Consider the following 12,403-nt stretch of genomic DNA (forward strand, 5'->3'; position numbering starts at 1 on the left):
ATACATTATTATAATATTGCAATTAATCATTTGGAGTGCTTTTACTCTAATTGAATGGTTATCAAAGCATGACCAACTATTATACAAAGTAATAATGTTTTTTGTCTTTTTCTATTTAGCCTTTGTACTTTGTAACAAAATCACCAACTCAACGGGGAAAACACTTTTTATAACCTCCTTAAGTCTTGTGATCTATACGTCGATTCATTATACACTTGTTCTAATTACCCATTAAAAAAACTCCCAGGATGGGAGTCAGAAGATATTATTTCCTTGGATAATAATACATGATACGTTCGTTGAAAAGATGAAGTTCACCTTGCAGCTTCTTAGCTAGAAATTTACAGAATTCATTTGCTTTCCCTTTATCCCCAAACGTTGACTGTTCTGGAAGGGTAACCTGTATGTATGTTTGAATTCTTTCAGTACCATCTTCATCACGTACCTTTTCCTTATCGACACCGATTAAAATAGCAAAATACCTATTGTTAGTGGAACTCAAATAAAACCATTTTCCTTTTGCTTCATTCTTTTCCATGATTTCATATGGAAATGCATTTTCACCATATTCCCAATCCACTTGATTACCTGTTTTTCCAGTAATATCTTTATAATAATAAAAGAGTTCCTTTACTTCGTCCACAGTAATCGTTTGTTTTGCAGATGAAGGAACTAGTTTAATGAATGCGTTTTCAGCCATCATTAGCCCCCCTATTCGTTACATTTATTATCTCTCTTATTCTAGCATTGTAAAATCATATTTGACAACAATTAGATATACAGATGAGGTTTTAGCTAATAAGATCTTTAATGTGTGAAAAATAATTAAATGTGACATACAATTTAGGCTTGAATTATATAATGTGTTATATTATTATTAAATTAACAACAATAATACGCTTTCAAAGTAATGCACATTTCATAATGAAAAGGGGATTGAAAAGATGGGTACAATCGTTTGCCAAGCCTGTGACTCAACAATTGATCATTTTGAAGATGAAAAAGTAACAGTTCTCTATTCAAGATGTAATTGCTGCGATGGTCATCATTCCGAAGAAGAAGTATAAAAAATTTTTCTAAATAGAAACAGGATTCCTCAAGGGAATCCTGTATTTTTATTTTATAGCCTTATATTCCTTAATTACCCGGATGTTTTTGATTTCTTCATCTTCTGGTCCCTGAACAGGCAATCCGGCCTCAACATTTTCTTTAATATAATGAAGGTTTTCTTTTGTGATAATTTCACCAGGTATAAATATCGGTATTCCAGGCGGGTATACCATAATAAACTCTGCAATAATCCTACCCTCAGATTCATCAAAAGGGATCACTTCTGTTTCAGCATAGAATGCGTCTCTTGGTGTTAATGCAAGAATAGGGATTTCTGGTAATAAAACTTGAATCGGTTCGATTTTTTCTTCCCGGTGTTCTTGCTCCTCCGCAAGTTCCTTTAAGGCATTAACTAATAATTCTGCTTCTCGATCTGTATCACCAATTGTTACGATACAAAGTATGTTGTATAAGTCAGACATTTCTACTTCAATATTATGTCTTTCTCTTAACCATTTTTCGACTTCATATCCAGTTAAACCTAATTCCTTAACTGAAATAATCAATTTTGTTGGATCATAATCGAATGTTGCCTTTGAACCTAGAATCTCTTCTCCAACGCAATATAAATGATCGATTTCATTAATTCTTTTACGAATCATTTGCGCCAGATTTATTGTTTTATCAATTAATTCTTTCCCTTTTGTTGCTAATTGTTTTCTCGCAACATCTAGGGAAGCAAGTAATAAATAGGAGGTTGAGGTGGTAGTCAGCATACTTAGAATGGCTTGAACGTGTTTGGCAGAGACTAGACCCTCTTTTACATTTAGAATAGAGCTTTGTGTCATTGAGCCGCCAAGCTTATGAACGCTGGTGGCAGCCATATCCGCACCTGCCTGCATGGCTGAGAGCGGCAGTTCATCATGAAAATGAATATGAACTCCATGGGCTTCATCCACTAATACAGGGACATTATGGGAATGCGCTAGTTCTACAATCTTTTTTAAATCAGCGGAAATTCCGAAATAGGTAGGGTTTATCACTAAGATTGCTTTTGCATCAGGATGCTGTGTAAGAGCTTTTTCAACTGAATCAATCGTAATACCATGTGAAATACCTAAATCCTTATCTATTTCCGGATGAATGAAAACCGGGATGGCCCCTGAGAAGACAATGGCTGACATAATAGATTTATGAACATTTCTAGGGACAATGATTTTGTCTTCAGGTCCACACACGGCCATAATCATTGCAATAATAGCTCCACTTGTTCCTTGAACAGAAAAGAAGGTTCTATCTGCACCAAATGCCTCAGCTGCTAAATCCTGTGCTTGTTTAATGATGCCTTTGGGCTGATGGAGATCGTCAAGCGGACCAATATTAATTAAATCAATCGATAATGCATTATCACCAATAAAATTTCGAAAATCAGGGTCAATTCCAACTCCTTTTTTATGACCAGGAATATGAAATTGTACTGGATTTTTCTTCGCATGTTCTAATAAACCGCTGAATAACGGTGTTTGATTTTGAGACAATTTATTTCCACACCTCTTTATTTACAAAATGCATTTATATAAATTCAAAACAAATGAATTATAGCACTAATTATTTTGCTTGCATAGAATTTTTTATCTTTGGTGAACCAGCTTTTAACATGTTATGTTAGTTTCCCTTTAAAACAGGAAATTTAACCTTTGGTGGAGAAATAAGATGGTAACAATAATTTAGGAGGGGTTTTGTTGAATTGGCAGACGAGAGTAACTGAAGTACTTAATATAAAGTATCCAATTATTCAGGGAGGGTTAGCTTATCTAGCTTATTCTGAGCTTGCTGCAGCTGTATCCAATGCTGGCGGCCTTGGTCAGATTACAGCCATGTCCCTTGATAATCCGTCTCAGCTTCGAGAGGAAATAAGAAAAGTTAAAATGCTGACAAATAAACCATTTGGTGTTAATTACGCAATTGGACAGCATAACAGACCCTTTGAAGAAATGCTTCAAGTAGCAATTGATGAAGATGTCCCTGTAGTATCAATGACAGGAGGGAATCCTGCAGCAATCTTTGAACAGTTAAAAGGTACCTCAATAAAAAAATTAGTTCTTGTAGCTGCTAGGAGGCAAGCTGAGAAGGCGGAAGAGCTTGGTGCTGATGCAGTTATGGTTGTAGGACAAGAAGGTGGTGGACACTTAGGAAGGGATGATATTGGAACCATGGTATTAATCCCACAGGTAGTTGATGCAGTTTCTATACCGGTAATAGCTTCAGGTGGTATTGGAGATGGCCGAGGGTTAATGGCAGCACTTTGTCTAGGAGCAGAGGGAATTGAAATGGGGACACGATTTATTGCAACTAGAGAGTGTGTCCATGCGAGTAAATTATATAAAAAAAGATTAGTTGAAGGCTCCGAATTAAATACAGTAGTAATTAAACGTACACTAGGGAGTCCGGCTCGTGCTATTGCAAATAAATGGACAGAAAATATTCTTGAAATTGAAAAAGAAAATGGGAATTACGAACAGTTGAAGGAATACATCAGCGGAATCGCAAATAAGCGATATATTTATGATGGAATAGAAGACGAAGGTTTTGCGTGGGCAGGACAGGTAATGGGACTAATTAAAGATGTACCTACAGTTTCTCAGTTATTTCATCGAATGATTAGTGATGCAGAACAAATTCGTGAAAAATGGGCAAAATAAGGGTATTATACATATAGCAGGCTGTTTTAAAAAGATTGTTGTTAAAATCTTAAAGCCGATTTTAACGTGCCAAAATATATTTTGCTCTTAAGAATACAGTTTGCAGGCTCTTTTCTTATTAAATTTTGTTCAAAAAAGTAGGAAAGTTTAAGAAAAGAGCCGTTAAGTAACTAAAATAAGCAGGTGAAAATTTGGAATATCAATACCCGATAGATTATCATTGGACAACAGATGAAATTGTCGACGTTATTAAATTCTATGAGGCAATTGAAAGGGCTTATGAAAAAGGAATAGAGCGTGACGAACTCTTGACCATTTATCGCCGTTTTAAGGAAATCGTTCCGAGTAAAGCGGAAGAGAAAACCCTTTGTGGTGAGTTTGAAGACATAAGTGGCTATTCATCATACAGGGTGATAAAAAAAGCGAAAGACCTTTCGTCTGGAGATAAAATCATGATGAAACAATAAAAAACTCCGAACTTTTGTTCAGAGTTTTTTATTTACTATTTTGTGCAATTTTATATAAAGGTGCAACTTTTTTAAATACATGATCTACTAGCTGCAGGAACTCCTCTGGATCCATTTTTGTTACTGTTTCCCTGTCAATTTCATATCCACATAATAATTCGGCTTTCTTTACCGTTCCCAATCGTTCAAACATGTTTTTTAATTCTTCTTTAGATAGGTCTCCATGCTGTACGGAATTGGGCTTCATATGATCCACTGACCAAACGAATTCTTTCGGGATTTCTTTATAAATTTTGGTTATTTTTTTTGTAAATCTTGCAGCCATTTCCTGTTTTTTTGGTGCCTCATAAATGACTGCAAACCATATAAATAAATGGGTTTCCCAAAGTCCTATTTGAAAATGTGGAAGCATTTTATACCCACGGGGATTATTTGCAAAGGCAACCCAAGTATCTTTTGGCGGGTTGATCGTTCTTCTTGCGTGTTTTGCCACATGAGCAAACATTTCATCACCAGTTAATGTTGTTAATGCCGGTGTAAAATATTGTCCTAGAATATCTAATTTAGGTCGGATATTATCAATCAAAGCTTCCATCCTTGCCTCTAAACCATCTATTTTAAAAACATTGAAATCTCCATTTTCAAAGCCGTTAAACTCCATTTCTACTTCCCCCAATTGCAGCATTTGTCATTAATTGTAGCATACAAGCAAACGATCAAGAAACAACATGCTTATATAGGTTAACGCACAAATTTGTTGCAACCTTACATGCTGGTTCATATTATATTACTAAAAATAGTCAGAAAAATTAAATAACAAATGAAAGGAGAAAGCTGAAATGAAACAACTAATGAATACTTCACTAAAAAAAGTTGGAGAGAAAGAAAGAACTGCTTATTTACGTTTAGAAATGGATTATGAGCTTGCAACGCTATTTGAAGCCATTGAGGAAAAAAATGAGAAGAAAATGAAGGAATGTAAACAAAAATTAGAAAAAATCCGCCAAGAGTTAGTAAAACTAAAGGCTCTTTGATAAATTTCTTTCAAAGGGGATTCTATATAGAATGAAAATACAGAAAAGTAAATTGAAATTATAAAACGAACTCTGTGAGGATGTAGAGAGTTCGTTTATTGTTTTGCCCGACAGTAAGCCATTCTTATAAGAAAAACGGTAAAAGGGTTGTCTAAAAGTTGATGGCTATCATTTATTTGTTTAAGCTTGAGATAGTTGGCTAATCTTTTACATATAATGAACATAGATAAGAATTTGGAGGGAAGACATGGACTGGGAATACATTGATCTTCATGCCAAGCAATGGGTAATGGAAGCTGGAGATAAAATCCGAGATTCTTTCAATAAAACATTAAATATTCAAACCAAATCCGATCCTAACGATTTGGTAACGAATATTGACAAAGAAATTGAACAATTTTTTATAGGTAAAATCAGAGGAACTTTTTCAAATCATAGAATTTTAGGTGAAGAGGGGTTTGGCGATGCAGTTAGTGATCTTGACGGTGTAGTATGGATCATTGACCCCATAGATGGAACGATGAATTTTATTCACCAACAAAGAAATTTTGCCATATCCCTTGCAGTTTATGAAAAGGGAATAGGGAAAATTGGAATTATTTATGATGTTGTTCATGGCGAACTATATCATGCCATTGATGGCAAAGGTGCTTTTATGAACGACATGCAGCTGCCTTCTTTGAGCAAGAAGACTGTTAAGGAATCAATCATAGCTTTAAATGCTACTTGGGTAATGGAAAATCGCCGAATTGACCATAACCTCATTATCCCCCTAGTCAGAGACGCGAGAGGGACAAGGTCATATGGTACAGCTGCACTTGAAATGGTATTTGTGGCAACTGGCAGAGTAGATGCTTATATTTCTATGAGGTTGTCGCCTTGGGATGTAGCTGCAGGTGCAGTAATAATTAATGAATTAGGTGGTGTGGTAACGAATTTAAGAGGAGAGAAGCTTGACTTTCTATCACAAGATTCATTGCTTACAGCCAAGCCAGGATTGCATCAAACCATATTAAACGATTATCTTAAAGAAGGAAAATGGTAAAAAAAGAAGCCAAAACGAGGCTTCTTTTTTACATCTCACCTTTTGCACGTAGCTTTGCTTTTGTTTTAAATCCTAATCCCATTACTGCCATTACTGCAATAATGCAGCCAACTATCCCTAAAATACTTTCTTCTCCAATGGCGACCCCTATGCCCATAATGCTGAATGCTGCTAGTATCGCGTAAACGACAAAAATCCATTTAATTTGCTTCATTTTGCTCTGTCCCCTTTGTTTTTTAAATAGAGTAATCGTTATGGTAATATTTTTTATAGTTTTATTCTACATAAAATGCGTTTAGTTTTCCATCATTAATGTGGTATAATACTTTAGCCGTATATGGGAAACTATAAATAGCTTAAATTTTTGAAATAGAGGCAGGAGTGAATTACTTGAAAATTAGAGAAGATATTCGTAACATAGCGATCATCGCACACGTTGACCACGGGAAAACGACTTTGGTTGACCAATTATTAAAGCAGTCTGGAACATTTCGTACAAACGAACACGTTGAGGAACGTGCAATGGATTCAGGCGATATTGAAAGAGAACGCGGAATAACGATTCTCGCTAAAAATACAGCGATTCAATATAAGGATAAACGAATCAATATATTAGATACACCTGGACATGCTGATTTTGGCGGCGAGGTTGAACGTATCATGAAAATGGTTGATGGTGTTTTACTCGTTGTTGATGCATATGAAGGAACAATGCCACAAACCCGTTTTGTGCTAAAAAAGGCATTAGAGCAAAATTTAACTCCAATAGTGGTTGTTAATAAAATTGACCGTGACTTTGCTCGTCCATTAGAAGTAGTTGATGAAGTAATTGATTTATTTATTGAGCTTGATGCGAATGAAGAACAGCTTGAATTCCCAGTTATTTATGCCTCAGGAATTAATGGGACAGCTAGTACTGATCCAGAAAAACAAGAAGAAAACATGCAATGTCTGTATGATTCTATCGTAGAAAACATACCAGCACCAATTGACAATCGCGATGAGCCTCTTCAATTTCAAGTAGCACTTCTTGATTATAATGATTACGTAGGCAGAATCGGAATTGGTCGCGTATTTCGCGGGAAAATGCATGTTGGACAGCAGGTTTCATTAATGAAAATAGATGGTTCTGTAAAACAATTCCGTGTAACAAAAATCTTTGGTTTCTTTGGATTAAAACGTCAGGAAATTCAAGAAGCAGTTGCTGGTGATTTAATTGCTGTTTCAGGGATGGAAGATATTAATGTTGGTGAAACAGTTTGTCCAATTGAACATCAGGAAGCATTGCCAATCCTAAGAATTGATGAACCAACATTACAAATGACCTTTGTTGTAAATAACAGCCCATTTGCAGGTAGAGAAGGTAAGTACTTAACTTCTAGAAAAATTGAGGAAAGACTGCTCGCTCAACTGCAAACAGATGTAAGCTTACGTGTTGAAAATACTGATTCTCCGGATGCATGGATTGTTTCAGGACGTGGTGAGCTTCATTTATCCATTTTAATTGAAAACATGCGCCGTGAAGGCTATGAGCTTCAAGTTTCTAAGCCTGAAGTTATTGTTAAAGAAATTGATGGTGTCCGTTGTGAGCCAATTGAAAGGGTTCAAATTGATGTACCTGAAGAGCATACAGGTTCCATAATGGAATCAATTGGTGCACGAAAAGGTGAAATGATTGATATGATTAATAATGGCTCTGGACAAGTAAGATTAATCTTTAATGTCCCAGCACGTGGACTAATAGGCTACACCACAGAATTCTTAACAATGACTCGTGGTTATGGAATTATTAATCACACATTTGACAGCTACCAGCCAATGGTTCAAGGCCAAGTAGGAGGAAGACGTCAAGGTGTGCTAGTATCAATGGAATCAGGAAAAGCTTCTACTTATGGTATTATGAATGTTGAGGATCGTGGAACAATTTTCGTCGAACCTGGGACTGAAATTTATGAAGGAATGATTGTTGGCGAACACACCCGTGAAAATGATATTACCGTCAATATCACAAAGGTAAAGCAAGCAACAAACGTTCGTTCAGCGAACAAAGACCAAACTTCCGTTATTAAAAAACCAAGAATCATGACATTAGAGGAAGCTCTGGAGTATTTAAACGAAGATGAATATTGTGAAGTTACACCGGAGTCTATCCGCTTACGTAAGAAAATCTTAGATAAAAATGAACGAGAAAGAATGGCTAAAAAGAAAAAAGTTGCAGAATTAAGCTAAATTTTTTTTTCGGGGGAGGTAATAGGAGTGAATGTGGCGGACCGGCTTTCTTTTTTTCCAGCTCTTTACAACGTAACCGAAAATCCAAAAATGGGAATGTGGCTGCTATATTTAACGATTGTAGCTCTATCCATATTGGTTTATAAACTTGGCTTTGCTCAGAAGCTGCCAATTGGAAAATCCATTATGATCTATATCTTTTTAGCGGCAGGATGTACGATCTTAACTGCTCTGGGGATTTTTTTACCAATAACAGAAGGACTTGTCGTGGCGGCATTAATTTTGATTATTTACAAAATTCGCCTGCATCAGTCGAAAAAGCAGCAAACTGAAGCGAAGTAACGGGGGATAATAAACATGCGATCGATACAGGATACACTCTATAATTGGCTTTCGATTAAGATTGTTTGTGACGCTCGACCTGAGGATACGGCCGCTAGAGAGACATTAGACCTTTTTGATGAGATCATTAAGGATGAACATCATCTTACAAACATTAAAGTTACTACTGATGAAGTGATGTATTATGTCTACTATATTCACGAAGGGGAATCGAAGAAGACACGGTTTCCCCGTGAACTTATCGAGGTTATGCTCAACCAAATTAATCAAGAGCCAGATAAATATTGTAACTTTCCATTTGAAGATTAAAAAACAACATGCCCATCGGCATGTTGTTTTTTTACCATTCATCCTTTTCAGACTGCGTTCGATATAATCTAAAGTTTCCTGTTTCAATTCTCGCTTTGGTCTTTTCGGAAATTCTACTGCTGCAGTCTTGGCACATATATGTATGGATAGGACGATTTCGAAGACGTTTTGCTATAAACGATTCATCTTCTATCGATTCAATTTTATCACAGATAACGCATTTTACTTTCATAATGCACCCCAGTCAATTCTAGTCTTGCTTTATTATACCTAGTATATCATGCAAATATAGATACTGTTAAATCAATCTGATTAAGTTGCTGAAAAAAACAGATAATAGTACTATGAGAATATCTGTTTTTTAACAGGAATAGAATGAAGGGGATGTAAAGATGGCGAATCAAGTAGAACCAAAACTCATTAAGCCATTATTTGATGAGTTACAAAAAGAAAGGTTTGTAACATTAGCAACAGTGGATTTTGAAACTGGTGGTCCGAATGTAAGTGCAATCTCTTGGGTATTAGCGAAAGATGAAGAAACCATCTATTTTGCTGTTGATAATAAATCAAGAATTATTCAAAATATTACACAAAATAGTAATGTGGTAATCAATTTAATTGCAAATGAATCTACATATTCCATACAGGGAAATGCGACTTTAAAAGAAGAAAGACTTCAAGATGTTCCTTTAAAGCTGGCATTAGTAGAAATAAAAATCGGTGAGGTTAGGGACGTAATGTTCTATGGTTCTAAAATTGTTACTGAGCCCCAGTATGACAAAACCTATGATAAAAATGCAGCTGCCAGGTTAGATAAGCAAGTAATGGAATCAATGAAAAAAGCTTAGTCCATGATGGACTAGGCTTTTATTTATAATGGTTCGATTGGTCTTCCTGGTCTTTCTCTAGGCTTTTCTTTTGGTCATTAGGTAGTTCTTTCTTTGGTTCTTCTGGAGCATTCTTAGGATTTGGGTCTATGATATCCCCTGGTATTTCGGGCATTAATCTGCCTGCAACGTCCGCGAGTTCCTCCATAATTCCTTGTATCGGTCTTCCTTTTTGGATGTCTGCTGAAATTTCTTTTAATCGCTGATTTGTATCTGCATCAGCTACGACAATGGCTCGCGCTCCATACGGGTCTTCTTTTAGACTTTCAGCTACTGAATACTTTATGGTTCCGACTTGAGAACGTTCAATCTTTGAATTTACATCAATTCCAACTATCGCATACCTTCCTATTACTACAGCTGTTGCATCATTAACATTTGGAATACTGGTGGCAATCTCAACCAAGCGTTTGGAAATTTCCTGACCAGTTTTCCGGTCGACATTCTCAATATTACTGTTCTTAACTTTAACTAATGATTGCTTCTCATTGTTTTGAGCATTGTTTGTGTTGTTACAAGCTGTTAAGACTAATACTAAGGTTGTAAATATCAAAAGCTTTTTCATTTAAAGATCCACCTCCAAAAAGAGTTGTCTGAGCGATTTATACGTTAGCTATATTCAACTTACAATTATTGTGCGGAAATCCTTCTATCTTTATTCGAACAAACATATATTTTACCAAAGTCCTATCTAGCAATGTGTTAGTCCAACCCCATTAACTAACCTAATCAACTAGAAAAAGTGGAGGCGTCGCTTTGAGTAAAATATACGTGTTAGATACAAATGTCTTATTACAAGACCCGTATTCCATATTTTCTTTCGAAGATAATGAAGTAGTCATTCCTGCAGTTGTCCTTGAAGAAGTGGACTCAAAGAAGAGGTACATGGATGAAATAGGAAGAAATGCACGCCATGTATCAAGATTAATTGATGGATTAAGAGCAGCAGGAAAGCTTCATGAAAAGATTCCTCTAGAAAATGGTGGAACGGTTAGAATTGAGCTTAATCATCGTGCATTTCATGAATTGCAGGAAATTTTTGTTGAGAAAACAAATGATAATCGAATTCTTGCAGTAGCAAAAAATTTATCAACAGAAGAACAACTGAAGGAAAATGGAAAGCCTGTAATCCTTGTTAGCAAGGATGCATTGGTCAGAGTAAAGGCTGACGCAATAGGGTTAACAGCAGAGGATTTTTTGAGCGACAGGGTGGTTGAAATTGACCATATTTACACCGGCTTTTTGGAAGTATATTTAACTGGTGAGCTGCTAGGGGCTTTTTATGAAAAAGGCGAATTGCCTTTAACTGAAATTGGAAAATATTCTTTCTATCCAAATCAATTTCTAATTATGAAAGATGCGCTGGGAGGTTCAGCTTCAGCATTAGGAATGGTGGATAAAGGTAGGAAAATTGTAAAAAAACTTGCGATTAATCAGGATCATGTCTGGGGGATTCACCCAAGAAATGTCCAGCAGACTATGGCAATTGAGTTATTACTGCGGAAGGACATACCACTAATAACCTTAATAGGTAAAGCTGGAACAGGTAAAACCCTTCTTGCTTTGGCAGCTGGTTTAATGCAAACAGAAGACTTCAGAGAGTTTAAAAAGTTGTTAGTAGCAAGACCGATTGTACCTGTCGGTAAGGATTTAGGGTATTTGCCTGGTGAGAAACAGGAAAAACTAAGACCATGGATGCAGCCTATTTTTGATAATCTTGAATATCTTTTTAATACAAAAAAACCTGGTGAATTAGACGCAATCCTAGCGGGGATGGGATCAATAGAGGTAGAAGCACTAACCTATATTCGCGGAAGAAGTTTGCCAAAGCAATTTATCATTATTGATGAAGCGCAAAATTTAACTAAACATGAGGTAAAGACAATTTTAACTCGGGTAGGCGAGGGAAGTAAGATTGTTTTAATGGGGGACCCAGAACAAATCGATCATCCATACCTAGACGCCTACAATAATGGTTTAACCTATGTAGTCGAACGTTTTAAGGACCAAGTTATTTCAGGACATGTTAAGCTTTTAAAAGGGGAGCGGTCTGGTTTAGCAAGGTTAGCTGCAGACTTACTGTAAACCGAGGATGATCCTATATAAGATAATACGCAGAAACGGGTACCATACTGGCACCCGTTGTTTCCTATTTAAGGTTGTGTTTGTAATAATGATTGTTGTTAAAATCTAAAGCCGATTTTAACGTGAATTAGATATTTTGCGTATTAGAATTTAGATTGCAGGCTCTTTTCTTATTATATTTATGGAATTTTCTGCAGAAAATTAGCACAATCATTAAATTTTATTAATATAAGCAACAAAGTATAAGAAAAGA

At 35.9% G+C, this 12,403-nt stretch carries 16 protein-coding genes; 10 read left to right on the forward strand and 6 right to left on the reverse strand.

The genetic code is table 11. The features are described 5' to 3' along the window. Positions 1 to 265: 265 nt before the first annotated feature. The gene (locus tag AC2TFD_RS08655) at positions 266 to 700 is read right to left on the reverse strand and encodes a DUF1885 family protein (protein WP_484675444.1); all 435 of its coding nucleotides are present in this window, start codon (positions 698 to 700) and stop codon (positions 266 to 268) included. Positions 701 to 944: 244 nt separating this feature from the next. On the opposite strand from AC2TFD_RS08655, the gene AC2TFD_RS08660 reads away from it, so the two are divergent. Further along, complete coding sequence (locus tag AC2TFD_RS08660) at positions 945 to 1,067, forward strand: GapA-binding peptide SR1P (RefSeq protein ID WP_335510139.1); 123 nt, start codon at positions 945 to 947, stop codon at positions 1,065 to 1,067. 48 nt (positions 1,068 to 1,115) lie between these two features. On the opposite strand, the gene AC2TFD_RS08665 is transcribed toward AC2TFD_RS08660, so the two are convergent. Beyond that, positions 1,116 to 2,588, reverse strand: a complete 1,473-nt coding sequence (locus AC2TFD_RS08665) for an aminotransferase class I/II-fold pyridoxal phosphate-dependent enzyme (protein WP_335510141.1) — start codon at positions 2,586 to 2,588, stop codon at positions 1,116 to 1,118. A 204-nt stretch (positions 2,589 to 2,792) separates the two neighbouring features. On the opposite strand from AC2TFD_RS08665, the gene AC2TFD_RS08670 reads away from it, so the two are divergent. Continuing rightward, on the forward strand, positions 2,793 to 3,752 hold the full coding sequence (locus AC2TFD_RS08670; RefSeq protein WP_335510143.1) for an NAD(P)H-dependent flavin oxidoreductase: 960 nt from the start codon (positions 2,793 to 2,795) through the stop codon (positions 3,750 to 3,752). A gap of 191 nt (positions 3,753 to 3,943) precedes the next feature. Next, positions 3,944 to 4,219, forward strand: coding sequence for a UPF0223 family protein (locus AC2TFD_RS08675; RefSeq protein WP_484675445.1), 276 nt, complete (start codon positions 3,944 to 3,946; stop codon positions 4,217 to 4,219). Positions 4,220 to 4,247: 28 nt separating this feature from the next. Here the strand turns inward: AC2TFD_RS08675 and AC2TFD_RS08680 are convergent, their stop codons facing one another. Further along, positions 4,248 to 4,880 (reverse strand): YktB family protein, encoded by a 633-nt coding sequence (locus tag AC2TFD_RS08680; protein WP_335567511.1) that lies wholly within the window; start codon positions 4,878 to 4,880, stop codon positions 4,248 to 4,250. Between the two features lie 178 nt (positions 4,881 to 5,058). On the opposite strand from AC2TFD_RS08680, the gene AC2TFD_RS08685 reads away from it, so the two are divergent. Continuing rightward, positions 5,059 to 5,253, forward strand: coding sequence for a hypothetical protein (locus AC2TFD_RS08685; RefSeq protein ID WP_335567510.1), 195 nt, complete (start codon positions 5,059 to 5,061; stop codon positions 5,251 to 5,253). 247 nt (positions 5,254 to 5,500) lie between these two features. Then, positions 5,501 to 6,298 carry an inositol monophosphatase family protein gene (locus AC2TFD_RS08690; RefSeq protein WP_335510149.1) on the forward strand — a complete coding sequence of 266 codons (798 nt, stop codon included), beginning with the start codon at positions 5,501 to 5,503 and terminating at the stop codon, positions 6,296 to 6,298. A 28-nt stretch (positions 6,299 to 6,326) separates the two neighbouring features. Here the strand turns inward: AC2TFD_RS08690 and AC2TFD_RS08695 are convergent, their stop codons facing one another. Further along, positions 6,327 to 6,512 carry a YlaF family protein gene (locus AC2TFD_RS08695; protein ID WP_335510151.1) on the reverse strand — a complete coding sequence of 62 codons (186 nt, stop codon included), beginning with the start codon at positions 6,510 to 6,512 and terminating at the stop codon, positions 6,327 to 6,329. Between the two features lie 176 nt (positions 6,513 to 6,688). Between AC2TFD_RS08695 and typA the strand changes: the two genes are divergently transcribed. The 3 genes from typA to AC2TFD_RS08710 are packed head-to-tail and all read left to right on the forward strand — an operon-like array spanning position 6,689 to position 9,178. Further along, positions 6,689 to 8,527, forward strand: a complete 1,839-nt coding sequence (gene typA / locus AC2TFD_RS08700; RefSeq protein ID WP_484675446.1) for a translational GTPase TypA — start codon at positions 6,689 to 6,691, stop codon at positions 8,525 to 8,527. A gap of 27 nt (positions 8,528 to 8,554) precedes the next feature. Continuing rightward, complete coding sequence (locus tag AC2TFD_RS08705) at positions 8,555 to 8,869, forward strand: YlaH-like family protein (protein ID WP_484675447.1); 315 nt, start codon at positions 8,555 to 8,557, stop codon at positions 8,867 to 8,869. A gap of 15 nt (positions 8,870 to 8,884) precedes the next feature. Next, positions 8,885 to 9,178 carry a hypothetical protein gene (locus AC2TFD_RS08710; protein ID WP_484675448.1) on the forward strand — a complete coding sequence of 98 codons (294 nt, stop codon included), beginning with the start codon at positions 8,885 to 8,887 and terminating at the stop codon, positions 9,176 to 9,178. A gap of 31 nt (positions 9,179 to 9,209) precedes the next feature. Here the strand turns inward: AC2TFD_RS08710 and AC2TFD_RS08715 are convergent, their stop codons facing one another. Continuing rightward, positions 9,210 to 9,410, reverse strand: a complete 201-nt coding sequence (locus AC2TFD_RS08715; RefSeq protein ID WP_484675449.1) for a YlaI family protein — start codon at positions 9,408 to 9,410, stop codon at positions 9,210 to 9,212. Positions 9,411 to 9,570: 160 nt separating this feature from the next. Here AC2TFD_RS08715 and AC2TFD_RS08720 point away from each other — a divergent pair, with 160 nt between their 5' ends. Beyond that, positions 9,571 to 10,026, forward strand: a complete 456-nt coding sequence (locus AC2TFD_RS08720) for a pyridoxamine 5'-phosphate oxidase family protein (protein ID WP_335510162.1) — start codon at positions 9,571 to 9,573, stop codon at positions 10,024 to 10,026. A gap of 19 nt (positions 10,027 to 10,045) precedes the next feature. On the opposite strand, the gene AC2TFD_RS08725 is transcribed toward AC2TFD_RS08720, so the two are convergent. Further along, entirely contained in the window at positions 10,046 to 10,630 is a 585-nt protein-coding gene (locus AC2TFD_RS08725; RefSeq protein WP_484675450.1) for a YhcN/YlaJ family sporulation lipoprotein, read from the reverse strand. A 191-nt stretch (positions 10,631 to 10,821) separates the two neighbouring features. Here AC2TFD_RS08725 and AC2TFD_RS08730 point away from each other — a divergent pair, with 191 nt between their 5' ends. Next, positions 10,822 to 12,150 (forward strand): PhoH family protein, encoded by a 1,329-nt coding sequence (locus tag AC2TFD_RS08730; protein WP_335510165.1) that lies wholly within the window; start codon positions 10,822 to 10,824, stop codon positions 12,148 to 12,150. Positions 12,151 to 12,403: the final 253 nt, after the last annotated feature.

The organism is Neobacillus sp. plas4 (assembly GCF_057221695.1).